The following is a 25,563-nucleotide window of genomic DNA, read 5'->3' on the forward strand; positions in this document are numbered from 1 at the left end:
TGACGGGCGGCATCCCGGGCAACCGGACGCACCCGCTGTCGCCGCTGAACATCGAAGCCGAACCTGCAGGGAAGTGAATCACGTGACCGAGAGATATGTGGACGACGCCGACTGGTCGACCGCCGCAGAGCAGTCCAGCGAGGACGACGAAGCCCAGGAGGGCAACGTCCTGGCGAGCCAGGAGCGTTCCGCCGAGTCCGCCGAGCACGCCGCCCTGCACATCGAGGATGACGAGCCCGTCGAGGACGAGCCGACCGGAGAGGATGCCGTCGTGATCGAAGACCCCGAGGCAGACCGCATCGTCAACGACGCGCTCGAGATCGACCAGGCCGACGAGGCCGAGGCCGCCGCCGAGGTGCTCACCGAGTCTCTCGCCGACGAAGAGGAGGAGCGCGCCGCGGCAGCCGCCGACGAGGTGGCTCCGTACGACGGTCCCGAGCTCGGCGACGACGAGGACGAGACCTCCGACGACCCGTACGAGGCGTTCCGCCAGGAGCTCCGCTCCCTCGAGGGCAAGTGGTACGTCATCCACTCCTACGCCGGCTTCGAGCGCAAGGTGAAGGCCAACATCGAGCAGCGCAAGTCCACGCTCGAGGTCGAGGACGACATCTACCAGGTCGAGGTCCCCATGGAGGACGTCGTCGAGATCAAGAACGGCCAGCGCAAGATGGTCAACCGCGTGCGGATCCCCGGCTACGTGCTGGTCCGCATGGAGCTCAACGAGGACACCTGGTCCGTCGTGCGCCACACCCCCGGTGTCACCGGCTTCGTGGGCAACGCCCACAACCCGACGCCGCTGCGCTTCGAAGAGGCCTTCAACATGCTGAAGCCGCTCGTCGAGGCCAAGGAGGTCGCGCCTGCCAAGGGTGGAGCCGCTACGAAGGGCTCCGCCACGCAGGCCCGCTCGGTCATCACCGAGGTCGACTTCGAGATCGGCGAGACCATCACGATCAAGGAGGGTTCGTTCGCGGGCCTGCCCGGATCGATCTCCGAGATCAAGCCCGAGAGCGGCAAGCTCACCGTCCTCGTCTCGCTCTTCGAGCGCGAGACGCCGGTCGAGCTGTCGTTCGATCAGGTCACCAAGCAGTAAGCGCAGCATCGCGCGATGCGAAGGCCCCGCTCCGGCGGGGCCTTCGTCATGCCGGGGGATGCCGGATGCGGTAGACTCATGTGGTTTGTGCGCCGTTTCGTCGTGCGCGCAGACACCACCACGACCCGGATCCGCCGGGAGCGTGGGAGAACGAGGCATCCGCCTCGCTCGTGAAAGGAAGAGGAAATGGCACCGAAGAAGAAGGTGACCGGCCTGATCAAGCTTCAGATCAACGCCGGTGCAGCCAACCCGGCGCCGCCGATCGGCCCCGCGCTCGGTCAGCATGGCGTCAACATCATGGAGTTCTGCAAGGCGTACAACGCCGCGACCGAGTCGCAGCGCGGCAACGTCATCCCCGTCGAGATCACCGTCTACGAGGACCGCAGCTTCACGTTCATCCTGAAGACCCCGCCCGCCGCGGAGCTCATCAAGAAGGCCGCCGGTGTGGCCAAGGGTTCTGCGACCCCGCACACCACCAAGGTCGCGAAGCTCACCAAGGATCAGGTTCGCCAGATCGCCGAGACGAAGATGCCCGACCTGAACGCCAACGACATCGAGGCCGCCTCGCTGATCATCGCCGGCACCGCCCGTTCCATGGGCATCACGGTCGAGAGCTGAGGGGAACAGAACAATGGCTAAGTCCAAGGCTTACGAAGCAGCAGCGGCCAAGATCGACCGCTCCACGTTCTACTCCTCCGAGCAGGCTGTCGCCCTCGCCAAGGAGACCGGTTCGGCCAAGTTCGACTCGACCGTCGAGGTCGCGCTGAAGCTCGCCGTCGACCCGCGCAAGGCGGACCAGATGGTCCGTGGCACGGTCATCCTGCCCCACGGCACCGGCAAGACCGCCCGCGTCATCGTTTTCGCGACCGGTCCCGCCGCTGAAGCCGCTCTCGCCGCTGGTGCGGACGAGGTCGGTGGCGCCGAGCTCATCGAGAAGGTCGCCGGTGGCTACACCGCGTTCGACTCGGCAGTCTCGACCCCGGAGCTCATGGGCCAGGTCGGTCGCCTCGGAAAGGTCCTCGGACCCCGTGGCCTCATGCCGAACCCGAAGACCGGCACCGTGACCCCCAACCCGGCCAAGGCCGTCGAGGAGATCAAGGGCGGAAAGATCGAGTTCCGCGTCGACAAGCACGCCAACGTGCACTTCGTCGTCGGCAAGGCGTCCTTCTCGGAGGACCAGCTCAACGAGAACTTCAACGCCGCGCTCGAAGAGATCGTGCGTCTGAAGCCCTCGAGCTCGAAGGGCCGTTACATCCAGAAGGGCGCCATCTCGACCACGTTCGGTCCTGGCATCCCGCTGGACGTCAACGCTCTCGTCTGAGTCGTCCAGACAGTAAGGGGCTCCACCTCCGGGTGGGGCCCCTTCGTCGTTCCCGCCTTGATAGCGTCGTCGCGTGACCCGCGACATCCCGACGCTGTTCGGCATCGACGCCCCCATCGTGCTCGGGCCGTTCGGCGGTCTGTCCTCGGTCGCGCTGACCGCGGCAGTCAGCGACGCCGGAGGTCTCGGCTCGTTCGGCCTCTACGGCTACTCCGGCGCCCGCATCCGCGAGACGGCGTCCGCTCTCCGCGCCGCGACGAACCGCCCGTTCGCACTGAATCTCTGGCTCCCGACGGGTGACGAGGTCTCGCCCGCTGAGACGGACCTCGATGCCGCCCGGGTCGCCGTGGCGCCGCTTCTGGCGGCGGCGGGTGCGGCGGCGACCGTCCTCCCCGATACCTTCCTCCCCGACCTCGGCGAGCAGCTCGAGGCCGTGTGGGATGCCGCCCCCGCAGTGCTCAGCGTCGTGTTCGGCGTGCCGGCGGCCGAGATCGTCGACGAGGCGCATCGCCGCGGCATCCGTGTCGTGGGAACCGCCACCTCGGTCGCCGAGGCCGCCGCGCTGGCGGAGGGGGGAGTGGATGCGGTCGTCGCCAGCGGCGCGGAAGCCGCCGGTCACCGGGTGAGCTTCCTGCGCCGGGCGGAGGAATCGCTCGTCGGCACGTTCGCGCTCGTGCCGCAGGTGGTGGACGCTGTGGACGTACCCGTCATCGCGGCCGGCGGCGTCGCCGATCGACGGGGCGTCGCGGCCGCGTTCGCGCTCGGTGCGGCCGGCGTCCAGGTGGGGAGCGCGTTCCTGCAGACGCGGCAGTCTGCGGCCTCCGACGCGCATCGGACGGCGCTGCGCGCAGCGGCCGACACGGACACCGTGCTGACGCGGGCGATGAGCGGGCGGTTGGCCCGCGGCATCCCGAATCGGGCCGTCCGGACCATCGAGGCTGCGGGCGCGATCGCACCCTTCCCGGCACAGAATTGGCTGACGGCCGCGTTCCGCGCCGCTGCGCCTCACGACGCGGACCTCATCTCGCTCTGGGCAGGTCAGGCCGCGGGGTTGTCGCACCGGGGTGACGTGGGCGAGGTCTTCGCCGAACTCGCCGCGGGGCTTCCGCCGGCATCCCGCTGACACAGACCGTCACCTGCGGGAATCATCCACGCGGATGCGTGTTGTACTGAGGGGCCTGCGCGGGCCGCAGCCTTCGCGCGCCTTCCCCTTCCCCCTCACCAAGGAGACCCATGTCCCGTCGTCGTACCGCCGCACTCGGAGCCCTCGCCCTCAGCGCCGTCCTGGCGCTGACCGCCTGCTCCTCGAGCTCGAACGGGACGGACGCCGCAGGCGACGACCTCGGTCTCGCCAAGGGCGGCACGCTGACGGTCGCCACCGAGGGCACGTACCGCCCGTTCACGTACCACGACGAGAGCGGCAAGCTCGTCGGCTACGACGTCGAGATCATCGAGGCGGTCGCGAAGAAGCTCGACCTGAACATCGAGTTCCAGGAGACCCAGTGGGACGGCATCTTCGCCGGTCTCGATGCCGGTCGCGTCGACGTGATCGCCAACCAGGTCTCGATCAACCCGGAGCGCGAGGCGAAGTACCTCTTCAGTGAGCCGTACACGGTGTCGCCGAGCGTCGTGGTGGTCAAGGACAGCGACGACTCGATCTCGAGCTTCGCCGACCTCAAGGGCAAGAAAACCGCGCAGTCGCTCACGAGCAACTTCTTCACGCTCGCCGAGGAGGCCGGCGCCGACGTCACCCCGATCGAGGGTTGGGCTCAGGCCGTCGAGCTGCTGCGTCAGGACCGCGTCGAGGCGACCGTCAATGACAAGCTGACGTTCCTCGACTACGAGAAGACCGATGGCCCCACCGGCCTCAAGATCGCCGCCGAGACTGATCCCGCCGAGACCGCCGTCGTCACGACGAAGGACAAGAAGGCGCTCATCGAGAAGATCGATGGCGCGCTGGACGACCTGCGCGAAGATGGAACCCTCGCGAAGATCAGCGAGAAGTACTTCGGAGCCGACGTCACCGAGTGACACCCGTCCCGACGGGCTCGGCGCGGCGCGGTGACGCGACCGCCGAGCCCGTTCCCCGTTCTGCGAAAGGATGCCGGTGGACACCGACACATGGCAGCTGATCCTGACCTCGTTCTGGCCGATGTTCCGCGCCGGGGTCACGGTCACGATCCCGCTCGCGCTGATCTCGTTCGCCATCGGGCTGCTCCTCGCCATCACCGCCGCCCTCATGCGGATCTCGGGCAACCGGATCCTGTCGGGGATCGCGCGTGTCTACATCTCCGCCATCCGCGGCACGCCGCTGCTCGTGCAGATCTTCGTGATCTTCTACGGTCTGCCGCAGATCGGCGTGCGGATCGATGCGTACCTCGCAGCGGTCATCGCCCTGTCGCTGAACGTGGGTGGCTACGCCGCCGAGGTCGTCCGGGCGGCCATCCTGTCGGTGCCGAAGGGGCAGTGGGAGGCCGGCTTCACCGTCGGGCTCTCGCGGGCCACGGCGCTGCGGCGGATCATCCTCCCGCAGGCGGCCCGGGTCTCGGTCCCGCCGCTGTCGAACACCTTCATCTCGCTCGTGAAGGACACGTCGCTGGTCGCCTCGATCACCGTCGCGGAGCTTTTCCTCGCGGCGCAGCGCATCGCCGCGTTCAGTTCGGAGTTCCTCATCGTCTACATCGAGGCGGCCTTCATCTACTGGCTCTTCTGCCTCGTCCTGTCCTTCGGCCAGGACCGCATCGAACGGAGGCTCGACCGCCGTGTCGCACACTGACGCACCCCTTCTCGCCGTCACCGGGCTCCGCAAGTCGTTCGGCGACAACGTCGTCCTCGACGGCGTCGACTTCTCCGTCGCGCCCGGGCAGGTCGTCTGCCTGATCGGCCCCAGCGGTTCGGGCAAGACGACGGTCCTCCGCTGCCTCAACGGCCTCGAGACGCCCGACGCCGGTGTCGTCGCCTTCTCCGACGGTCAGCGTCACGACTTCGCACAGCCTCTCAAGGGCCGCGCGGCCAAGCTCGACCGCGCGGCCCTTCGCGACCGGTCCGCCATGGTGTTCCAGCAGAACAACCTGTTCCCGCATCTCACCGTGCTCGAGAACGTGATCGAAGGTCCCGTGCACGCCCACGGTGCGTCGAAGGATGCCGCGACCGCCGAGGCCGAGCGGTTGCTGGGTCGCGTGGGACTCGCCGAGAAGCGCGATGCGTACCCGCACGAGCTCTCCGGCGGTCAGCAGCAGCGTGTCGGCATCGTCCGGGCGCTCGCCCTCGCGCCCGACGTGCTCCTGTTCGACGAGCCGACGAGCGCGCTCGACCCCGAGCTGGTCGGCGAGGTGCTCCTCGTCTTGAAGGAGCTCGCCGAGGAGGGGTGGACGATGGTCATCGTCACGCACGAGCTGGCCTTCGCGCGGCAGGTGGCGGACGAGGTCGTGTTCTTCGACGACGGCGTCATCGTCGAGCGCGGGCACCCGCGCGACATCTTCACCGCGCCGACGAACGAGCGTACGCGGCGGTTCCTCGACCGCATCCTGCGTCCGCTCGAGGACTGAGCCTCAGGCGTCGCGCCGGATCTCGAACCCGTCCTCGTCCGTGACCGGCGTCAGCTCGGTCATCGCGACGTGGTCCACGACCGCTCCGCGCGGGCCGGTGGCCGCCCAGTCCACCACGGACTCGACGGCGGCGGCATCCCCCTGCACCTCGGCTTCGACGGAGCCGCCTGCGAGGTTCCTGACCCATCCCGTCGCGCCCGCGCCGCGAGCGATGTGCTGCAGGGAGTAGCGGAACCCGACGCCCTGGACGATGCCGCGGACGACCAGACGGATGCGCCGCATCACGCCTCCGTCACGCTGAGGACGACCTTGCCGCGGACGTGACCCCGCTCGACCTCGCGGTGCGCGTCCGCGGCGTGGGCGAGGTCGAAGACCTTGTCGATGTAGACCTGGATGGCGCCCGATTCGAGCAGCCGACCGAGGGTCGCCAGCACCGACCCGTCGGGCACGACCTTGTACGTCGTCGCGCGCACGCCGGCCGAGGCGGCGGCCTCCGCGTAGCCGTCCCATCCGCCCGTCGGGACCATGATGTACAGGCCCCCGGGCCGCAGGACGCCGAGAGAGCGGGCGCCCGTGTCGTCGTGGACGTTGCCGACGAGGTCGATCACGACGTCCACGTCGCCGACCACGTCCTCGAACCGCGTCGTCGCGTAATCGATCGCGACCGACGCCCCGAGTTCACGCAGCCACCCGAGGTTGCCGTCTGATCCCGTCGCGGTGACATGGGCTCCGAAGTAGGCGGCCAGCTGCACGGCGAAGTGGCCGACTCCGCCGGAACCTGCGTGGACGAGCACCCGCTGGCCCTCATGCGCGTGAGCGGTCTCGACGACCAGCCCCCAGGCCGTCAACGCGGCCAGGGGGACCCCCGCGGCCTCGACGTGCGACAGTGACGCGGGCTTGCGTGCGACGGAGAGCGTCGGCACGACCACGTACTCGGCGTAAGTGCCACCCGACCGCGGGAAGGGGACCATGCCGAAGACCTGATCACCCGGTTGCAGGGGGTGAGCTTCGAAGGGGCTCTTCACGACGATGCCGCTGAAGTCGAACCCGAGGGTCGAGGGGTATTCCGGGATCTGCCCCGAGACACCCCGGCCGGAACGCGTCTTCGCATCGATGGGGTTCGCGCCGGCCGCGACCACGCGCACGAGCAGCTCGCTGAGCGCCGGCTCGGGGACCGGGATGTCGGCTTCGCGCAGGACCCCGGCATCGCCCGGCCCGTCGTACACGACGGCGCGCATGGCAGCGGGGGGAGCGGTCACCTCGACGAGGTCGCTCGCGGTGGGGGCTGCGGGTCGCAGTGGCCGGAATCGCATCGGCGGCTCCTTCTCACCAGCGCTCGACGGCGGGCGCTCTAGGTGCTCGGTGGATGACCAGTCAACCTCGCCATTGTCTCGGCGGTGTTACGTCGGCATCACCGGGGCAAGAAGCCCGGCCTGAGGCCCTCGGCGCGGCCTAAGAGAGGGATCTGCCGTCGGGCCGTGACCCGGCGACCAGGGCGTGCAGGAGGTGCGCGAGGTTCTCGATGTCCTCGACGCGCCAGTCGCTGAGGGCCTCGAGCAGTGCCCCCTCCTGCGGGCCGCGGGCATCCGCGAGGCGCTCGTGACCGCGCGCCGTGGCGGACAGGAGGCTGGAGCGACCGTCGGTCGGGTCGGGGGTGCGCTCGATGAGGTCCAGATCGGCCAGCTCCCGGACGGTGCGACTCAGCTGGCCCTTGTCGACGGCGAGCATCTCGGCGAGAGCGGACTGCGTCACCGGCTCGTGCCGCGCGATCGTCGTGAAGACCTTGTACGCACCCGGCAGCATGCCGGGGCTCACCCGGTTCGCGTTCTCGGTGATCCGGCGGCGGAACAAGGCGATCAGATCACTGAACTCGCCCTCGAGGGCGCGCACCGCCAGGGTGCGCGCCTCTCGATCGGACTGCGTAGACATCTCGGCCATATTATCGGCGGGGCGTCGCCTCGGCCTCGGAGCGAGCATCGGTGTCGACGTCGGAACCGGTGACGGGCACGGTGCCGGTGGCGGTGATGCTGTCCATCGCGGCGGGGACCGAGACGGTCGCGAGGTCCGCCTCCGAGGCGTTGCGACGCTCCGAAGTGGTCATCGTGCTGAGCGACCGGTTCGGCAGGAAGATCACCGCGAGGATGCTCAGGATGCCGAAGGGCACCGCGATCAGGAATGCGGACGAGATCCCCTGGGCGTAGATGTCCTCGACGATGACGCGGAGCTGGTCAGGCATCTCCGAGACACGGGGGAGCGTTCCCGAGCTGAGCTGCTTTCCCCACGTCGCGCCGGCCGGGCCGATCGCGGTGAGCGCCGCGACGACACGCTCGTGAGAGCCCGCGAACAGGTCGGCGACCCGCGAGGCGAGCGCGGCGCCCATGAGCGAGACGCCGATCGTGCCGCCGAGGCTGCGGAAGAAGGTGACTCCCGAGCTCGCGACGCCGATCTCGCTCGGCTTCGCGCTGTTCTGGACGGCCAGGACGAGGTTCTGCATCGTCATGCCGACACCGGCACCGAGAAGGAACATGTACACCGACACGAGGAAGAAGTCCGTGTCGTAGTGGATGGTCGACAGGAGGGCGGCGCCCGCGGTCAGCAGGATGCTGCCCACCACGAGGTACGGCTTCCAGTGTCCGTAGCGGGTGATGAGGGCTCCGACGCCGATGGACGAGAGCAGCAGCCCTGCGATCATCGGGATCGTCATGAGGCCCGCCTCGGTCGGGGTCGCGCCGCGGGCCATCTGCATGTACTGGCCGAGGAAGACCGATGCGCCGAACATCGCGATGCCGGTGGCGATCGAGGCGACCACAGCGAGCGTGAACGTGCGGTCGCGGAACAGGGTCAGCGGGACGAGGGGCTCCGAGCTGCGGAGCTCGACGATGACGAACAGGATCGCGGCCAGGACGGCGCCGCCGACCATGAGGAGCGTCTCCGTGCTCCACCAGTCGTAGCTGCGGCCCGCGTTGGTGACCCAGATGAGCAGGAGCGATACGGCGGTCGAGAGGAGGACGATGCCGATGTAGTCGATCTTCGGTCGGCGCGTCGACGGGGCGGAGGCGGGGATCGTGCGCTGCACCAAGAGGAGAGCGGCGACGGCGACGGGGAGCGAGACGAAGAAGTTCCAGCGCCAGCCGAAACCGTCGGTGATGACACCGCCCAGGAGCGGACCGCCGACCGTGGCGACGGCCATGACGGCTCCGAACAGGCCCATGTAGCGTCCGCGCTCGCGCGGGCTGATGATGTCGGCCATCAGCACCTGGCTGAGGGCGGCGAGGCCACCGGCGCCGACGCCCTGTGCGGCGCGGAAGGCGATGAGCGTGCCGGGGTCCTGCGCGAATCCGGCGGCGGCGGTCGCCAGCACGAAGATCACGAGGGCGATCTGGTAGAGCGTCTTGCGGCCCATGAGGTCGGCGAGCTTGCCCCAGATCGGGGTCGAGATCGCGGTGGTGAGGAGCGTGGCGGTGACGACCCAGGTGTAGGCGCCCTGGTCGCCGTTCAGGTCGTGGATGATCACCGGAAGGGAGGTCGATACGACGGTCGAGGCGATCATCGAGACGAACATGCCGAGAAGAAGGCCCGACAGCGGGACGAGCACCCGACGCCGGGTCGGAGTGGTGGTGGTCATGTACAGCTCCAGATGGTTGACTCACATCAAAGATTGAGAGAAGTCAACTATATGCCGATGCTTGATCCGTGTCAACTATCTGCAGACGCCTGGCGCGCGGGCGCGCCGGGAACACGGGCCGCAGCCCGGACGTGATGCGGCGGTCAGTCCGCGAGGGCGAGCGCGCGGAAGATGTCGCGCTCGCGCAACTGCTCACGACGACTGACCGGTGCAGGCTGCTCGCGTCGCGGCGGGGTGTTGCCGGTGGTGCGGCGGTAGAGCTCATCGATGAGCGACGTCGCCAGGTGCACGAGCGCGCCGATCTCGGCCTCATCCCGGTCGATCCATGCGCAGCGCGGCTCGTCTCGGAGCGGCACGAAGTCCTGGTGCTCCTCCCATACGACGAGCGTCCGCTCGGCGCCGAGGACGTGCTGCTGCCACCACACCTGACGCATGTAGGTGCGGGGGATCGACTTCCAGGTCTTGTTGGTCGTCTTGATCTCCGCGAGAACGACGCGGCCCCCGGCATCCACCATGATCCCGTCAGGGGTCGCGAGGTGACGCTTCTCGACCTCGGCGTGGAACAGGGCGGACGAGGGCAGGATGCCGTGGGTCGCCGCCACCCACGCGGCGATCTCGGGCTCGCGGCGTCGGCCGTGGTCGGTGTAGGCGTTGCCGCTGAATCCCGACCCGTTGAGCTTGGCCTCGGCCGCCCGGGCGATGGCGCGCTCGCTCGTGAGCGACGCGACGTCCGTGGCGGTGATCCCGCGGGAGCGAGCCCGCATCCACGCGACCCGGTCGCGGGAGTCCGCGACGATCCGGGCAGCGAGTTCGGGAGTCACCCGTCGATCCTAAGTCGCCCCTCCCGCACGCTCGCCCCGACCCGCCGGATGCCGACGGCGAGGATGCTCACGCCCTCAGTGACGTCGAGGCGAGGACGTCGTGCGAGAGCGCGTGCTCGATCGCCAGCATCCCCGCGCCCAGAACGCCGGCGTCGGCGCCCGTAGCGGACTGGACGATCGACAGATGCGCCGTCGCCAGCGGGGCGGATCGGGAGTACACGACCTCGCGGATGCCGGCGATCAGGTGCTCTCCGACGCGGGCCATCGACCCGCCGACGGCGATCACCGAGGGGTTGACCAGGCTGACGCAGGTGGTGAGGACCTCGCCGATGTCACGACCCGCCTGCCGGACGGCCTGGATGGCTTCCACGTTTCCCCGCTTGACGAGTTCGACGACGTCGTTCGAGGTGCGCGCGTCGACGCCGATCGCGCGGAGTCCGCGCGCGATCGCCGGTCCCGAGGCCAGTGCCTCGAGGCAGCCCCGGTTGCCGCAGGTGCACGGCACATCGCCGCCGCGAGCCACATGAACGTGGCCGATGTCGCCGGCTGCGCCCTGGGCGCCTCGCCTGAGCTGCCCATCTGAGATGAGTCCTGCGCCGATCCCCGTCGCGATCTTGACGAAGAGCAGATCCTCGACTGCGGGCCATGCCGCGGCGCGTTCGCCGAGGGCCATCGTGTTCACGTCGTTGTCGACGAGGACGGGTACCGGGAGGTGTTCCTGGAGGCGGCCGGGGATGTCGAACCGGTCCCAGCCGGGCATGATCGGAGGGTTGGACGGCCGGCCGCTCGAGTGCTCCACGGGTCCGGGCACGCCGATGCCGATCGCCGCCACCGAGGCATCGTCGCGACCGACCTGCGCAAGGAGCCGTCGCGCGACGTCGAGCAACCAGGCGAGCACCGAGTCCGGGCCGTCGGCGATGTCGATGGGCTCCGACGACTGCGCGAGGACCACTCCGGCCAGGTCGCTGACAGCGACCGTCGCGTGGGAGGCCCCCAGATCCGCGGCGATGACGACCTTGGCGGCCGGGTTGAGGGCGAACTGGGACGGAGGGCGACCGCCCGTAGAGACCTTGTCCGCCACCGCCGTCACCAGCCCCATCCGCATGAGCTCCTCGACGCGCGCCGCGATCGTGGACCGTGCGAGACCCGTCGACTTGGCGAGTTCGGCACGGGTGCGGGGTGCCCCGTCGCGGAGCAGCTGGAAAAGCTCGCTGGCTCCGGGAGCCAGGGCGGGGGAGTCGGTCATCGGATCATCTCTTCCGGGTCCTGCGATCGGGCGCACGCCTCGACATCCGTCGATTCTCCACCGCCGCGCTATGTCTGACGTGCATGTGACCTCGTCGGCCTGCGGCGCGTGTGGCGTCAGGAGGTCCGGCCGGCAGGTCGCGCGAACCGCTGCTGCAGGAGCACGGCGATGACGATGATGACGCCCTTCGCCACGGCCTGCACGGACGACGACATGTTGTTCTGAACGAAGACGTTGGTCAGGGTGGCGAAGATCAGGACGCCGAAGACGGTCCCCGTCACGGTGCCCCGGCCGCCGATGAGGAGCGTTCCGCCCACCACGACCGCCGCGATCGCATCGAGCTCGAGGAGTTGTCCGTTGACCGACGCTCCCGCGGTCGTGCGTCCGAGGATCATGACGCCGGCGATTCCGGCGCACAGGCCGGAGATCGCGTAGAGGTACATGACGTGGCGCTTGACGTTGATGCCGGCCAGGCGTGCCGCCTCGCGGTTGCCTCCGATGGCGACGGTGCGGCGACCGAAGGTGGTCCGGTTCAGCAGCACCCAGCCGAGGACCGACACGACCAGGAAGATCCAGATGAGCATGTCGACTCCGAGGATGTCGAGGTTCATGAACGTGATGAACTCGCGCTGTCCGCCGACCTGCAGCGTCCTGCGGTTGGCGAGGATCTCGGCGAACCCGCGCGCCCCGACGAGCATGGCCAGAGTGGCCATGAAGGCGACGACGTTGCCGTAGGCGATCACGATCCCGTTCAGGAACCCCGCGAAGACGCCGACCGCGAGGGCGACGATGACCATCACGATCCAGTGGGTCTGGTCGGCGAGGTCCTGGACGGCAGCCAGCGCTCCGACGACCGATGCGAGGCCCAGGACGGACCCGACCGAGAGATCGATTCCGCCGGCGATGATGACGAGCGTCATGCCGATGCTGATCACGCCCACGATCGACGCCTGGCGCAGGATCACCATGATGTTCGACAGGCCGAGGAAGGTGTCGGGGGCGGATGCCGCGCCCACGATGACGAGGACGAGCAGCGCGAGCACCAGGCCCATGTTGCGTCCGACCGACCCTGACAGGACGCGGCGCCAGAGGGGTGCGTCCTCGACCGTGACGGTCGACGTGGTCGGAGGTGCGTCGGTCGAGGTCAGCGGGGTGTCCGCCCCGGCGGTGGTCTGCTCGCTCACGCGGCGGTTCCTTTCATGACGAGGTCGAGCACGCCGTGCTCGTCGATCTCGGAGGACGGAAGGGTGGAGAGGATGCGGCCCTCCGCGACGACGAGCACGGTGTCGGCGAGGCCGATCACCTCCTCGATCTCGCTGGAGACCACGACGACCGCGTTGCCCTCGGCTGCCAGTCGGCGGATGAGGGCGTAGATCTCGGCGCGCGCGCCGACGTCGACGCCGCGGGTCGGCTCGTCGAGGAGGAGGACCCGCGTTCCGTGCACGAGCCAACGGGCGAGCAGGATCTTCTGCTGGTTGCCGCCCGACAGCGTGCGTGCGGGCCGGTCGGGGTCGGCGGGTCGGAGCTCGAGCGCCTCGATCTGTTCGCGAGCCGCGGCGCGCTCGCCGCGGAAGTCCAGAAAGCCACCGCGCGAGAACCTCGACATCGACGGCAGGGTCACGTTCATCGCGATGGGTTCGTCCAGGACGAGGCCTTGGCTCTTGCGCTCCTCGGGGGAGAGCCCCACCCCCGCCGCGACGGCGTCGACGACCGAGCCCCGGCGCAGGGGCCGGTCCGCGACGGTGACGGTGCCGGAGGTCGCGCGTCGGGCGCCGTAGACGGTCTCGAGGATCTCGGACCGTCCCGATCCGACGAGGCCGGCGAGACCGACGACCTCGCCGGCGCGCACCTGGAAGGACACGTCCTCGAACACGTCGCGCAGCGACAGGTCTCGGACGTCGAGGACCACCGGGGCGTCGGCGGCGGGCGGGGAGGACGGCGGGAAGACGTTCGCGACGTCGCGCCCGGTCATCAGGCGGATCAGATCGGGCGTCGGCGTGTCGGCGACGGGGAGTCCCGTCGCCGTCGTCCGGCCGTCCTTGAGGACCGTGATGCGGTCGCCGATCTGGCGGATTTCCTCGAGGCGGTGGGTGATGTAGACGACGGCGATCCCTGCCGCCGTCAGCTCGCGCACGACACCGAACAGGTTCTGCACCTCGTGGCTGTCGAGGACGGCGGAGGGCTCGTCCATGATGATCAGCTTGACCTCGTGGGAGAGTGCTCGCGCCATCGCGACGATCTGCTTGTTGGCCGCGCTCAGCTGCCCGACCTCGGCGTGCGGCGAGAGGGAACCGTGACCGAGTCGTCGCAGCAGCTCGCGGGTCCGCCGCGCCGCCTCGCCCCGTCGGGTGAATCCGCCCCGGGAGAGTTCGTGGCCGAGGAAGATGTTCTCGGCCACCGTCAGCCCGTCGACGACGTCGAGCTCCTGGTACATCGTCGCGATGCCGAGGGCGAGACCGGCATCCGGGTCGGGGATGTCGACGATCGCGCCGTCCCACCGGATCTCTCCCGCGTCGGGTCTGTGCACGCCGGCGAGGGTCTTGATCAGGGTGGACTTGCCGGCACCGTTCTGTCCGAGGATGCAGTGCACTTCGGCGGGGCGGACGTCGAGGTCCACTCCGCGCAGGGCGCGGACACCGGCGAAGGACTTCGTCACTCCTCGCACCTCGAGTAATGACGGTTCATGGTCATCTTTGATCACGTCGCGAACATAACATGCGCGTCAAGCCTTTGGCGAGGGGCACAGCGCCGAGGTATCAGCAGTCTCTCCGAAGCATCTCGCCCGAGATTCCGCCAGTTACGTTCAGGATTCTGGCGCCGGTACTTCTGACGATAGAAAAACAAAAGTTGACGGACACGACATCCGTTCTGTTATGTTCATCCCGTCAGCGCTGACCCTCCTCGTGTGCGTTCTCGAGGCCGAGAGGTGCGCTGGTCGCTTCACACCAGAGCTGCATCACATTCAAGGAGGAAGACATGCGCTCACGCATGACGGCGCGCACGCGCCTCATCCTGACCGGCGTCGCCGCCGCCGCTTCGGTCGGCCTGCTGGTCGGCTGTACGGGGACCGGAGCCGACGAGAACGGTGCCGAGAGGCAGGGCACCACGTCGGAGGAGAACGCGGAGAGCGGGGACACCGTCACGATCGGGTTCTCCGGTCCCGCAGCCGACCACGGCTGGCTCGGCGCCATCAACTCCGGCGCCGCAGACGCCGCCGCCAGCTTCGACGACGTCGAGCTGAAAACGGCGGAAGGAACCAACGACCCCATCGCGCAGATCGCCGCCGTGGAGACGTTCGTCAACGACAAGGTGGACGCCATCGTCCTCCTGCCGACCGACGGTGCGGCCCTGACCGAGGCCGCGATCGCCGCCATGAACGCGGGCATCCCCGTCATCAACGTCGACCGCGAGTTCTCGAGCCCCTTCGCGGCCCGGGCCACCGTCCTCGGCGACAACTACGGCATGGGAGTCTCTGCGGGCACCTACATCTGCGAACAGCTCGACGGGAAGACCGACGCCGTCGTGGCCGAGATCGCCGGCATCGATTCGCTACCCCTCACGCAGGACCGGTCGCAGGGGTTCGCCGACGCGCTGAAGGACTGCGGACTCGACGTCTCCGCCCGGGTCGCCGCCGACTTCACGGTCGCCGGTGGCGAGTCCGCGGCATCGCAGCTGCTCTCGGCCAACCCGAAGATCGACGCCATCTGGAATCACGACGACGACCAGGGAATCGGCGTCCTCGCCGCCATCGCCTCCGCGGGCCGCGACGAGTTCTTCATGATGGGCGGCGCGGGCAGCAAGGCGGCCATGGAGGCCATCGAAGCGGACGACAGTGTCCTTAAGGCGACCGTCATCTACCCGTCCACGCAGGCTGCGGACGGCGTGGCGTTGGCCCGTCTGATCGCGCAGAGCAAGACCCTCGGGGACATCGTGACCCCCGGCATCCCGAACCGGATCGTCCTCGACGCGCCGGTCGTCACGAAGGAGAACGTCGACCAGTACATCGACCTCGCCTTCGAGTGATCACCACGGGGGCGCCCGGTGCGTGGGCGCCCCCACCTTCTTCGAGAGGACACCGTCATGACGACAAGGCTCCGGGTCGCGATGATCGGCCACGGCTTCATGGGTGCCGCCCATTCACAGGGCTGGCGGGTCGCGCCGAGGTTCTTCGACCTGCCGCTCGACCCGGTCCTGCACGTCGTGACCGGCCGCGACGCCGGGTCGACGGCGGCGGCGGCGGCCAAATGGGGCTGGGCGGAGTCCTCCACCGACTGGCGCGCGACGATCGCCCGGGATGATGTCGACGTGGTCGACATCGTCACCCCCGGCGACACCCACGCCGAGATCGCGATCGCCGCGCTCGCGGCGGGCAAGCACGTGCTCTGCGAGAAGCCGCTGGCCAACTCCGTCGCCGAGGCCGAGGCGATGACGCAGGCCGCGGCTCGCGCCGAGGCGCGCGGCATCCGTTCGATGGTGGGCTTCACCTACCGGCGGGTGCCGGCGGCGACGTTCGCCCGCGACCTGGTCGCCGCAGGTCGACTGGGCGACATCCGCCAGGTGCGCGCCGAGTATCTGCAGGACTGGCTGATGGATGCCGAGGCGCCGATGACCTGGCGACTCGACAAGCAGAAGGCCGGCTCGGGCTCGCTCGGCGACATCGGTGCGCACGCCGTAGACCTGGCCGAGTTCATCACGGGACAGACGGTCGACAGCGTGTCCGGCATCGTGGAGACGCTCGTCCACGAACGGCCGCTCCTGGGTGAGGGCATCGGGCTGTCGGGGACCGCGAGCGCCGAGCGCGGACGGGTGACCGTCGACGACGTCGCGCTGTTCACCGGCCGGCTCAGCTCCGGCGCCCTCGCCTCTTTCGAGGCGACCCGGTATCGGACCGGGCGCAAGAACGCCCTCCGGGTCGAGGTGTCCGGCACCCGCGGCGCATTGGCCTTCGACCTCGAGCGGCTGAACGAGCTCGAGTTCTACGACGCGACCGCCGCCGAGACCGAGCTCGGCTTCCGCCGCATCCTCGTCACTGAACACGGTCATCCCTACCTCGAGCCGTGGTGGCCAACGGGGCACATCCTCGGATACGAACACGGGTTCTCGCATCAGGTGCGGGACTTCACCACGGCGATCGCCGAGGGGGTCGCGCCTCGACCCTCGTTCGCGGACGGTCTCCATGTGCAGCGCGTCCTCGACGCGGTGGAACGCAGTTCGGCGGCGGGCAGTCGCTGGGTGCCGACGAACGACTGACCCGCGGGGCGACCCGCATCCACGAAAGGATCTGCAATGGCGCGACCGATCACCCTGTTCACCGGCCAGTGGGCCGACCTGCCGTTCGAGGAGGTCGCGCGCCTCGCCGGGGAGTGGGGGTACGACGGACTCGAGATCGCCTGCTGGGGTGACCACCTCGACGTCTCCCGCTGGGACGACGCGGAGTACGTCCGGAGTCGTCGGGACATCCTCGAACGCAACGGCCTGCAGGCGCATGCGATCGCGAACCACTTGGGCGGGCAGGCGGTCTGCGACGATCCGATCGACCAGCGGCACCGCGACATCCTCTCCGACCGGGTGTGGGGTGATGGCGAGGCCGAGGGGGTGCGGCGGCGTGCGGCCGAGGGGATGAAGGACACCGCCCGGATGGCGGCGAAGCTCGGCGTGAAGATCGTGACCGGATTCACGGGGTCGTCGATCTGGAAGTACGTCGCGATGTTCCCGCCGGCATCCCAGGACATGGTCGATGCGGGCTACGAGGACTTCGCCGCGCGTTGGAACCCGATCCTCGACATCTTCGACGAGGTCGGCGTGAGGTTCGCCCACGAGGTGCACCCGTCCGAGATCGCCTACGACTACTGGACGACTCACCGCGCGCTCGAGGCCATCGGGCACCGCGAGGCATTCGGACTCAACTGGGACCCGAGCCACATGGTGTGGCAGGATCTCGACCCCGTGTCGTTCCTGTGGGACTTCCGCGACCGCATCATCCACGTCCACTGCAAGGACACGAAGAAGCGACTCGGCAACGGTCGGAACGGTCGGCTGTCGTCCCACCTCGCCTGGGCTGATCCGCGGCGCGGGTGGGATTTCATCTCCACGGGCCACGGCGACGTGCCGTGGGAGGACGCCTTCCGCATGCTGAACGCGATCGGGTACACCGGTCCGCTCTCCGTCGAGTGGGAGGACGCGGGCATGGACCGCCTGGTCGGCGCCCCCGAGGCTCTCGCCTTCGTTCGGCGGCTGTCGACCTACGAGCCGTCCGCCGCCGCCTTCGACGCCGCGTTCAGCACGCGCTGAGCGGCGCGAGCGGGCGCAGCGCCGGGGCCCGAGAGCGCGCGGTCCTGTCGAGCGCGTCGGCTGTGGCGCGGCATCCGCCCTCGCTTTCGGTACGGGGACGCACTTTCGTGCCTCCTCCACACGGGCGAGGCGACCGGGGCTGTCCGGAAGGGCGACGTGCGCGTGTCGTCCGGGCGGACCGGGCGGCACGCTCGGGGGATGCGAGAACTGGACCTGGCTGCCGCCGCGTCGGCGCTGCGGCGTCGAGACGACCTCGTCCTCGATGGGTGGAGCAGACGCGACATCGACGACGCGCTCCGGGGCGGCGCCCTCGTGCGGGTGCGCAGGGGGTGGTACTGCGACGGCGGGACCTGGCGGGACCTGTGGCCCGAATCGCAGCACCGCCTCCACATCGCCGCGGTGTCATCGGATGCCGGGGCGCCGCCGGTCTTCTCGTTCACCTCGGCCGCGGTCCTCCACGGATTGCCTCTCTACCGGCTGTTCGTCCAGCGCGTGCACGCGGTCGACGCCGGGGTGGGTCGGCACAGCGGACCCACGGTCGGACATCGTGACGCGGTCGACGATGTGGACATCGTCACGGTGGACGGACTCCCGTGCACGAGTCTCGAGCGGACGGTCAGCGATCTACTGCGCGGCGCGAGCCTCGAAGTGGCCGTGGCGGCGGCCGACGCGGCGATGCAACGTGTGGCCGGCCCGCCGCGGCGCTATGACGTGGCGGGCGGAGATGCTTTTCGAGAGCGGTTGCGGGAGCGGCTGCGGCGCAGCTCCGGAAAGCGGGGAGTGCGGGCGGCGCGCGACGTTGTCGAGGTGCTCGACGGCAGATCGGAGCTGCCGCTCGAGTCGGTGACGAAGTTCAGGTGCGGCGGCTGGGCTTCATGCAGCCCGGCCTCCAGGTGAAGGTGCCCGCCGGCACCGGCACATACTGGATGGACCTTGAACTCGTCGAGGCGGACGCGTTCCTCGAGTGCGACGGCGACGGCAAGTACACGGACCCCGCGCTCACCGCCGGGCGCCCGCTCAGCGGCATCCTTCTGGCGGAGAAGGAACGCGAGGACTGGGTGCGTGGCGTCACGGGCCGACGGGTGTTGCGTTGCGCCAGCCGCGACGTCGTCACCCCCGATGCGCTCGCTGACCGCCTGCGGGCCTTCCGCATCACCCTCCCCACCTCGCGAGAGCGTCTCTTCTTGCCGAGAAGGCCCCTTCTTGCCGGGCAATAGCAGGCGCACTCGGCACGAAGCGGCGCTCTCGCGTCCCGGGCGCGCGGCGCACACACGGGCGCGGATGCCGGGATTTGGCGCGCCGGGCGGCGGCACGTACACTGGGGCACAAGCCAAAGACCGTCGGTCATCGTCGTGCGTCCGCGCATGCGATCGAAGCTCTGCATCGCAGGGGCCCACGCAGGTGTACGACAGACTTCCGGGAAACCGGGCTCAAAGCTCCGTGCGCTTGCGCCGGAGCTTTTCTCATGCAGCCCGACCGTCGAGGTCGATGTCCCGCTGCCGCGGGACGTCTCGTACACATCAAGGAGTGACCATGGCGCAGAAGGATGCATCGGTCGCCGAGCTCACGAAGAACTTCGAGAACTCGAACGCCGTCTTGCTGACCGAGTACCGCGGTCTGACGGTTGCCCAGCTCAAGGAGCTGCGCAACAACATCCGTCAGGACGCGCAGTACGCCGTGGTGAAGAACACGCTGACCAAGATCGCCGCGAACAGCGCGGGGATCACGGCTCTGGACGAGGACCTCAAGGGCCCCTCGGCCGTCGCTTTCGTGCACGGTGACTTCGTCGCCACTGCCAAGGCTCTGCGTGACTTCGCCAAGGCCAACCCGCTTCTGGTGATCAAGGGCGGCATCTTCGAGGGCAACGCCCTCACTGCCGACGAGGTCAACAAGTACGCCTCGCTCGAGAGCCGTGAGGTTCTGCTGGCGAAGGCTGCGGGCATGATGAAGGCGACGATGGGCAAGGCTGCCGCCACCATCGACGCGCTTCGCGAAAAGCTGGAGACCGCTGACGCCGCGTAAGCGACGAGCGAGCTCTTTTACACAAACCCCATCTATCTAGGAGATACATCATGGCGAAGCTTTCCACCGAGGAGCTGCTCGAGCAGTTCGCCGGCCTCACCCTCGTCGAGCTCAGCGAGTTCGTGAAGGCGTTCGAGGAGAAGTTCGACGTCACCGCTGCTGCCCCCGTCGCCGTTGCCGGTGCCGGCGGTGGCGCTGCTGCTGAAGAGGTTGAGGAGAAGGACTCCTTCGACGTCATCCTCGAGGCTGCCGGCGACAAGAAGATCCAGGTCATCAAGGTCGTCCGCGAGCTCACCTCGCTCGGCCTCGGCGAGGCCAAGGCCGTCGTCGACGGTGCTCCCAAGGCCGTGCTCGAGGGCGCGAACAAGGAAGCTGCCGACAAGGCCAAGGAGGCCCTCGAGGCCGCCGGCGCGACGGTTTCCGTCAAGTAAGGCGAATCCCTTCACTGGAAGGCTCCGGATGCCGCGGCATCCGGAGCCTTCCGGCGTTAACCGGCCCGGCGGTGAACCGTCAGGACTCGGCGATGCGGGAGAGCCCTGAGTCGCGGACCGCAGCGGCGGTCGCGCCCGAGCGCGGCGCCGTCGAGTTGCGGACGACGAGGCGCGGCCGGATCATCACGGTGACGGGGTCGAGCGTCGCGTCCTCGATGTGGCGCATGAGCAGTTCCACCGCCGTCGCCCCCTGTTCGCGGGGCACCTGGCGAAGGGTGGTGAGGGCGAACATCTCGGCGTTGACGTGGTCGTCGATGCCGATGACGCTGAGCTCGGACGGGACGAGGATGCCGAGACGTCGCGCCGCGATGATGGCCCCGATCGCCACTTCGTCGCAGGCCCCCACGATGGCTGTCGGGCGCTCCGACGGATCGCTGAGGAGGTCGACGGCTGCTTCGTAGCCGGCCGGCATCGACAGTTCCGCCGGTGTGCGGGTGACCTGCGCGCCGAGATCGGAGTCGTGCATCTCCCGCGCATATCCGTCGAAGCGGGCGGACTCGACGTGAGGCCAGTGGCTCGAGGACGTGCCGCCCAGGAAGGCGATGCGCCGGTGTCCCAGCGAGATGAGATGGGATGTCGCGAGGGCGGCGGCGAGCCGATCGTCGAGCGTGACGAGGCTCGTGGTCTGCTCGGTGCCGATCACGCTGACGACGGGTCGGTCGAGGGCCAGCAGCGCCTCGGTCTCGCTCGCGGCGGGTTCGAGGCCGACGGCGATGAGGCCGTCGAACCTCTTGCGGGAGAGGAAGTCGTCGAAGACGCGCCGACGGCCGGCGCTGCCGGGCGTCGCGTCGTAGAGGGTCAGGTCGAGCCCGCGTTCCAACAGGGATGCCTGGATGCCCTCGAGGACCTCGGCGAAGAACCACCGGTTCACGTGGGGGAGCACGACGCCGATGTTGCGGGTTCGCCCCGTGGCGAGGCTGACGGCGCTGGTCGAGGGGACGTAACCGAGGCGCTGTGCGGCCTCGTGGACCCGCTGTCGTGTGGCCGGGGACACCTGTGCGCTGCCGGTCAGGGCGCGACTGGCCGTCGCCTTGGAGACGCCGGCTTCGCGTGCAACGTCGGCGATGGTGCTCATCGGTCCTCCTCGACCCCGTCATGACCTGTCCCCGTGGTCGAGGACTCAGCGTAGTCGGTGGCGGCCGCGAAGGGAACCGGTTCCATCCTCAGTTCATGGGAGCGATCCCATGCGGATCATAACCGAAAGCACAATGGTTGCAGAACCTTGATATTTCGCAGTTGTGCGGAGAGTGTTCGGCCAAGTAGGTTGTCCTGGAATCGGTTCCCCAAGGATGCGGCCAAGGCTCCTCTGGGCGGACGATGATCCCGAAAGAGGAGAAGTACATGGCATTGTCACAGCGATACCGTCTTCTTGCCCCCGTCGCCCTTCTCGGCGCGGCAGCGTTGATGCTGGCAGGGTGTGCGGAAGGTGGCAGCGGAAACGGCGGCGGCGAGGCGAAGAAGACCGTCCGCATCTCCGGCGGCATCACGGGCGGCGAGGCAGACGCCCTCAACAAGTCCTTCGACCAGTTCACCAAGGACACCGGCATCACCGTCGAGTACGTCGGCGACAAGTCGTTCGAGGGCAACATCGTCACCAAGGTGACCGGTGGCGACGCCCCCGACATCGCGGTCGTCCCGCAGCCGGGTCTGTTGAAGACCCTGGTCGACACCGGGAAGGTGCTCAAGGCTCCCGAAGCGGTCGAGAAGGCCGTCGACGAGAACTGGTCGCCCGACTGGAAGAAGTACGGCACCTTCGACGACACCTTCTACGCGGCACCTATGCTCGCGAACCTGAAGGGGTACGTCTGGTACTCGCCGAAGCAGTTCGCGGAGTGGGGTGTCGAGGTCCCCAAGACGTGGGACGACATGATCGCCCTCTCCGACAAGATCGTCGAGACCACCGGCAAGCCCGCGTGGTGCGCCGGCTTCTCGTCCGAGGCGGCGTCCGGATGGCCGGGCACCGACTGGGTCGAGGACCTCGTCCTGCGCCAGTCCGGTGCCGACGTCTACGACCAGTGGGTCGCCGGTGACGTGAAGTTCACCGACCCGCAGATCAAGAAGGCGTTCGACGCGGTCGGCGAGATCCTCCTCAACCCCGACTACGTCAACGCCGGCTACGGCGACGTGAAGAGCATCAACTCGACGGCGTTCGGCGATGTCGCGGCGGCCGTGGCGAGCGGCGACTGCGCCCTCACCCACCAGGCCTCGTTCCTGTCGGCGAACTTCCTCGACGTGAAGACCGCGGACGGCAAGACCCCCGAGGTCGCGCCCGACGGTGACGTCTACGCGTTCATCATGCCCGGCTACACCGAGGGTGAGCTCCAGATCGAGGGCGGCGGCGAGTTCGTCGCCGGCTTCTCGGACGACGAGTCGACGCAGAAGGTCCTGGAATTCATGGCATCGCCCGAGTTCGCTGACGCTCGCGTCGAGCTCGGTGGCGTCATCTCGGCCAACAAGAAGGCCGACCCCAGCCTCGCCTCGAGCGAGTTCCTCAAGGAAGCGATGACGACGCTGCAGGACGACTCCACGGTCCTCCGCTTCGACGCATCCGACCTGATGCCCGCCACGGTGGGTCAGGGCTCGTTCTGGAAGGGCATGGTCGACTGGATCGACGGCAAGGACACCGACACGGTGCTCTCCGACATCCAGGCCGGTTACGAGAACTGATCGTCGCCTGACGATCGGCTGAGCCGAGCGGGGTCGGGCTTCCAAAGCCCGGCCCCGCTTCTCCCGTCCGTACCGCACGGGTACGCCGCTGTACCCAGAAGGGAACCCGCATGTCGCAGACGACCGTCGACAGGCCCGTCGACACCGAACCTGCCGTCACCACCCACGCTCAAGACCCGAGGGGTCGATCGATCACGAAGATCGTCGTCGCCGCAGGCTTCATCCTCATCGCTCTGGTCGCTTTCCTGCTCGCCTTCACCGGTTCGACCGAGGAATCGGCGCGCATCACGATCGGCTTCTCGCTCAACAGCTTCTTCCTGTGGCTCGGCGCGCTGAACCCGCTCATCCAGATCCCCGTCATCCTGCTGGTCTTCGGCCTCGTGGTGGCGATCATCCTGGTGCTCATCGAGTTCGCGCCGCGCCCCGGGCGCGGCTACTTCATCATGCGGCTGGTCGCCTGTCTCGTGATCCCGGTGCTCGCCTTCCTGCTGCTGCGTCCGTACGCCAACGCCGTCGTCTACGTGGTGGCCATCGCGCTCCTCGTCGGGGCGCTGCTCTTCTTCGCGGACTTCCGCTCCCGTCAGGGCGCGGGATACCTGTTCCAGCTCATCCTCTTCATGGCCCCGGCGAGCATCATGCTGATCCTCGGCCTCGTCTACCCGGCGATCGCGACGATCTTCAAATCGTTCTTCGACAAGACGGGCGATGAGTTCGTGGGCCTCGAGAACTACATCTGGGTCTTCACGAACCCCACCGGCACGGCCTCGATCGTCAACACGATCCTGTGGGCGCTGCTGGCGCCGACGATCTCGGTCGTCATCGGTCTCGCCTACGCGGTCTTCATCGACCGGGCCCGGGGCGAGAAGCTGCTGAAGGTCCTCGTGTTCATGCCCGTCGCGATCTCGTTCGTCGGCGCCGGCATCATCTGGAAGTTCATGTACGACGCCCGCCAGGGCGACCAGATCGGCCTCCTCAACGCGATCGTCACCGCTTTCGGCGGCGATCCGGTGCAGTGGCTCGCCATCAAGCCGGTCATCAACACGCTCATGCTGCTGGTCGTCTTCATCTGGACGCAGACCGGTTTCGCGATGGTGATCCTCTCGGCCGCGATCAAGGCTGTCCCGGTCGAGCAGATGGAGGCCGCCGAGCTCGACGGCACCAACGCGTGGCAGCGCTTCCGCAACGTCACGGTGCCCGGCATCCGCTCGTCGCTGATCGTCGTGCTGACCACCGTGACGATCGCCTCGCTGAAGGTCTACGACATCGTCGCCGTCATGACCGGTGGTCGCGACGACACGACCGTCCTCGGGTTCGAGATGGTCAACCAGCAGCAGCGGTTCCAGAGCTTCGGACACTCGTCCGCGCTGGCCGTCGTGCTGTTCCTGTTCGTCTTGCCGCTGATCGTCTACAACGCCCGATCGATGGCCAAGCAGAAGGAAATCCGCTGATGACCGTGGCAGCCCCGACCACGCCGGTCGACAACCGCACCGCGCGCCAGGTCGCGCGCGACACCCGCCGCAACGAGGCGATCGCCCACAAGAAGCTCACGTCGAAGGGCGCCACGATCGCGGCGGCCATCATCGCGATCTTCTGGACGATCCCGACCTTCGGTCTGTTCGTCACCTCGTTCCGCCCCGGAAGCGACACGCAGACGAGCGGATGGTGGACGGCGTTCACCGATCCGAAGTTCACGCTCGACAACTACATGCAGGCGCTGAACTCGGGCGGGACGTCCACGACGCTCGCCTCGGCCTTCGTGAACTCGCTCGCGATCACGATCCCCGCGACGGTGTTCCCGATCGTCATGGCGGCCCTCGCGGCCTACGCGTTCGCGTGGATCGACTTCAAGGGGCGCAGCGCGCTGTTCGTGTTCGTCTTCGCGCTCCAGATCGTGCCGCTGCAGATGGCCCTCGTGCCCCTGCTCAGCCTGTTCTCGGACGGCCTGAGCATCAATGACGTGCCGATCTTCCCCGGCTTCGGTCTGAACGAGGTCGATTACAGCTTCGCCCGCGTGTGGATCGCGCACGCGATCTTCGCGCTGCCGCTGGCGACGTTCATGCTGCACAACTTCATCGCCGAGATCCCGGGCGAGATCATCGAAGCCGCGCGCGTCGACGGTGCCGGACACGGCCAGGTGTTCTTCCGGATCATCCTGCCGCTGGCCGCTCCCGCCATCGCGTCGTTCGGCATCTTCCAGTTCCTCTGGGTCTGGAACGACCTGCTCGTCGCGACGATCTTCGCCTCGCCGGGTGCACTGCCGATCACGCAGGCCCTCAACTCCCTGTCGGGGACCTGGGGCAACAAGTGGTTCCTGCAGTCGGCGGGTACGTTCATCTCGATCCTCGTCCCGCTGATCGTGTTCTTCGCGCTGCAGCGCTTCTTCGTCCGCGGCCTCCTGGCCGGGGCGACGAAGGGCTGATCGCCGAAACGACAGAAGAGGG

Annotated in this window: 26 protein-coding genes; 17 read left to right on the forward strand and 9 right to left on the reverse strand. The window is 68.5% G+C overall.

The genetic code is table 11. From position 1 onward, the window contains the following. The first annotated feature begins 82 nt into the window (after positions 1–82). From nusG to MRBLMI1x_RS06210, 7 genes are all read left to right on the forward strand, one after another. Complete coding sequence (nusG, locus tag MRBLMI1x_RS06180) at positions 83–1,090, forward strand: transcription termination/antitermination protein NusG (RefSeq protein ID WP_026302872.1); 1,008 nt, start codon at positions 83–85, stop codon at positions 1,088–1,090. 186 nt (positions 1,091–1,276) lie between these two features. Further along, the gene (rplK, locus tag MRBLMI1x_RS06185; protein ID WP_018186960.1) at positions 1,277–1,708 is read left to right on the forward strand and encodes a 50S ribosomal protein L11; all 432 of its coding nucleotides are present in this window, start codon (positions 1,277–1,279) and stop codon (positions 1,706–1,708) included. 13 nt (positions 1,709–1,721) lie between these two features. Continuing rightward, the gene (gene rplA, locus MRBLMI1x_RS06190) at positions 1,722–2,411 is read left to right on the forward strand and encodes a 50S ribosomal protein L1 (protein ID WP_018186961.1); all 690 of its coding nucleotides are present in this window, start codon (positions 1,722–1,724) and stop codon (positions 2,409–2,411) included. Between the two features lie 73 nt (positions 2,412–2,484). Then, the gene (locus tag MRBLMI1x_RS06195; protein WP_363457237.1) at positions 2,485–3,534 is read left to right on the forward strand and encodes an NAD(P)H-dependent flavin oxidoreductase; all 1,050 of its coding nucleotides are present in this window, start codon (positions 2,485–2,487) and stop codon (positions 3,532–3,534) included. 110 nt (positions 3,535–3,644) lie between these two features. Beyond that, positions 3,645–4,442 carry an amino acid ABC transporter substrate-binding protein gene (locus MRBLMI1x_RS06200; RefSeq protein ID WP_363457240.1) on the forward strand — a complete coding sequence of 266 codons (798 nt, stop codon included), beginning with the start codon at positions 3,645–3,647 and terminating at the stop codon, positions 4,440–4,442. A gap of 70 nt (positions 4,443–4,512) precedes the next feature. Continuing rightward, complete coding sequence (locus MRBLMI1x_RS06205; RefSeq protein ID WP_363457243.1) at positions 4,513–5,187, forward strand: amino acid ABC transporter permease; 675 nt, start codon at positions 4,513–4,515, stop codon at positions 5,185–5,187. Further along, a complete protein-coding gene (locus MRBLMI1x_RS06210; RefSeq protein ID WP_018186965.1) occupies positions 5,174–5,959 on the forward strand; it encodes an amino acid ABC transporter ATP-binding protein in 786 nt (261 codons plus the stop codon). The genes MRBLMI1x_RS06205 and MRBLMI1x_RS06210 overlap by 14 nt, the downstream gene beginning before the upstream one ends. A 3-nt stretch (positions 5,960–5,962) precedes the next feature. Here MRBLMI1x_RS06210 and MRBLMI1x_RS06215 read toward each other — a convergent pair whose 3' ends face one another. The 8 genes from MRBLMI1x_RS06215 to MRBLMI1x_RS06250 all read right to left on the reverse strand — a co-directional run bounded on the left by MRBLMI1x_RS06215 (position 5,963) and on the right by MRBLMI1x_RS06250 (position 14,307). Next, positions 5,963–6,241, reverse strand: coding sequence for an acylphosphatase (locus tag MRBLMI1x_RS06215; RefSeq protein ID WP_363457247.1), 279 nt, complete (start codon positions 6,239–6,241; stop codon positions 5,963–5,965). After that, a complete protein-coding gene (locus MRBLMI1x_RS06220) occupies positions 6,241–7,272 on the reverse strand; it encodes an NADP-dependent oxidoreductase (protein ID WP_363457250.1) in 1,032 nt (343 codons plus the stop codon). Before MRBLMI1x_RS06220 ends, MRBLMI1x_RS06215 begins: the two co-directional genes overlap by 1 nt. Positions 7,273–7,411: 139 nt before the next feature. After that, on the reverse strand, positions 7,412–7,897 hold the full coding sequence (locus tag MRBLMI1x_RS06225) for a MarR family winged helix-turn-helix transcriptional regulator (protein ID WP_311869335.1): 486 nt from the start codon (positions 7,895–7,897) through the stop codon (positions 7,412–7,414). A 1-nt stretch (position 7,898) separates the two neighbouring features. Continuing rightward, on the reverse strand, positions 7,899–9,584 hold the full coding sequence (locus MRBLMI1x_RS06230) for an MDR family MFS transporter (RefSeq protein WP_363457253.1): 1,686 nt from the start codon (positions 9,582–9,584) through the stop codon (positions 7,899–7,901). A 143-nt stretch (positions 9,585–9,727) separates the two neighbouring features. Next, a complete protein-coding gene (locus tag MRBLMI1x_RS06235) occupies positions 9,728–10,405 on the reverse strand; it encodes a YqaJ viral recombinase family protein (protein WP_020098129.1) in 678 nt (225 codons plus the stop codon). A 67-nt stretch (positions 10,406–10,472) separates the two neighbouring features. After that, on the reverse strand, positions 10,473–11,651 hold the full coding sequence (locus MRBLMI1x_RS06240) for an ROK family transcriptional regulator (protein WP_363457257.1): 1,179 nt from the start codon (positions 11,649–11,651) through the stop codon (positions 10,473–10,475). Positions 11,652–11,767: 116 nt separating this feature from the next. Further along, on the reverse strand, positions 11,768–12,835 hold the full coding sequence (locus MRBLMI1x_RS06245; protein ID WP_116228255.1) for an ABC transporter permease: 1,068 nt from the start codon (positions 12,833–12,835) through the stop codon (positions 11,768–11,770). Further along, the gene (locus MRBLMI1x_RS06250; RefSeq protein WP_020098132.1) at positions 12,832–14,307 is read right to left on the reverse strand and encodes a sugar ABC transporter ATP-binding protein; all 1,476 of its coding nucleotides are present in this window, start codon (positions 14,305–14,307) and stop codon (positions 12,832–12,834) included. The genes MRBLMI1x_RS06245 and MRBLMI1x_RS06250 overlap by 4 nt, the downstream gene beginning before the upstream one ends. Before the next feature lie 320 nt (positions 14,308–14,627). Between MRBLMI1x_RS06250 and MRBLMI1x_RS06255 the strand changes: the two genes are divergently transcribed. From MRBLMI1x_RS06255 to rplL, 7 genes are all read left to right on the forward strand, one after another. Beyond that, positions 14,628–15,674 carry a substrate-binding domain-containing protein gene (locus MRBLMI1x_RS06255; RefSeq protein WP_018186974.1) on the forward strand — a complete coding sequence of 349 codons (1,047 nt, stop codon included), beginning with the start codon at positions 14,628–14,630 and terminating at the stop codon, positions 15,672–15,674. A gap of 81 nt (positions 15,675–15,755) precedes the next feature. After that, positions 15,756–16,901: a Gfo/Idh/MocA family protein gene (locus tag MRBLMI1x_RS06260; protein WP_018186975.1), complete on the forward strand. Its 1,146-nt coding sequence runs from the start codon at positions 15,756–15,758 to the stop codon at positions 16,899–16,901. 36 nt (positions 16,902–16,937) lie between these two features. Then, positions 16,938–17,942, forward strand: a complete 1,005-nt coding sequence (locus tag MRBLMI1x_RS06265; RefSeq protein WP_363457263.1) for a sugar phosphate isomerase/epimerase family protein — start codon at positions 16,938–16,940, stop codon at positions 17,940–17,942. A gap of 198 nt (positions 17,943–18,140) precedes the next feature. Continuing rightward, entirely contained in the window at positions 18,141–18,839 is a 699-nt protein-coding gene (locus MRBLMI1x_RS06270; RefSeq protein WP_363457266.1) for a hypothetical protein, read from the forward strand. Further along, a complete protein-coding gene (locus MRBLMI1x_RS06275; protein ID WP_363457269.1) occupies positions 18,818–19,159 on the forward strand; it encodes a hypothetical protein in 342 nt (113 codons plus the stop codon). Before MRBLMI1x_RS06270 ends, MRBLMI1x_RS06275 begins: the two co-directional genes overlap by 22 nt. 316 nt (positions 19,160–19,475) lie before the next feature. Continuing rightward, a complete protein-coding gene (gene rplJ, locus MRBLMI1x_RS06280; protein ID WP_018186978.1) occupies positions 19,476–19,964 on the forward strand; it encodes a 50S ribosomal protein L10 in 489 nt (162 codons plus the stop codon). Between the two features lie 50 nt (positions 19,965–20,014). Continuing rightward, on the forward strand, positions 20,015–20,395 hold the full coding sequence (gene rplL / locus MRBLMI1x_RS06285; RefSeq protein WP_018186979.1) for a 50S ribosomal protein L7/L12: 381 nt from the start codon (positions 20,015–20,017) through the stop codon (positions 20,393–20,395). 79 nt (positions 20,396–20,474) lie between these two features. Here the strand turns inward: rplL and MRBLMI1x_RS06290 are convergent, their stop codons facing one another. After that, complete coding sequence (locus MRBLMI1x_RS06290) at positions 20,475–21,530, reverse strand: LacI family DNA-binding transcriptional regulator (RefSeq protein WP_363457274.1); 1,056 nt, start codon at positions 21,528–21,530, stop codon at positions 20,475–20,477. Between the two features lie 266 nt (positions 21,531–21,796). Here MRBLMI1x_RS06290 and MRBLMI1x_RS06295 point away from each other — a divergent pair, with 266 nt between their 5' ends. The 3 genes from MRBLMI1x_RS06295 (at position 21,797) to MRBLMI1x_RS06305 (ending at position 25,541) form a co-directional block, all read left to right on the forward strand. Beyond that, positions 21,797–23,122 (forward strand): ABC transporter substrate-binding protein, encoded by a 1,326-nt coding sequence (locus MRBLMI1x_RS06295; RefSeq protein ID WP_026302873.1) that lies wholly within the window; start codon positions 21,797–21,799, stop codon positions 23,120–23,122. Between the two features lie 110 nt (positions 23,123–23,232). Then, a complete protein-coding gene (locus MRBLMI1x_RS06300; RefSeq protein ID WP_018186982.1) occupies positions 23,233–24,570 on the forward strand; it encodes a carbohydrate ABC transporter permease in 1,338 nt (445 codons plus the stop codon). Beyond that, positions 24,570–25,541 (forward strand): carbohydrate ABC transporter permease, encoded by a 972-nt coding sequence (locus MRBLMI1x_RS06305; RefSeq protein WP_018186983.1) that lies wholly within the window; start codon positions 24,570–24,572, stop codon positions 25,539–25,541. Before MRBLMI1x_RS06300 ends, MRBLMI1x_RS06305 begins: the two co-directional genes overlap by 1 nt. Positions 25,542–25,563 lie beyond the last annotated feature (22 nt).

This window comes from Microbacterium sp. LMI1x-1-1.1 (genome assembly GCF_040676205.1).
Lineage (GTDB): Bacteria > Actinomycetota > Actinomycetes > Actinomycetales > Microbacteriaceae > Microbacterium > Microbacterium aquilitoris.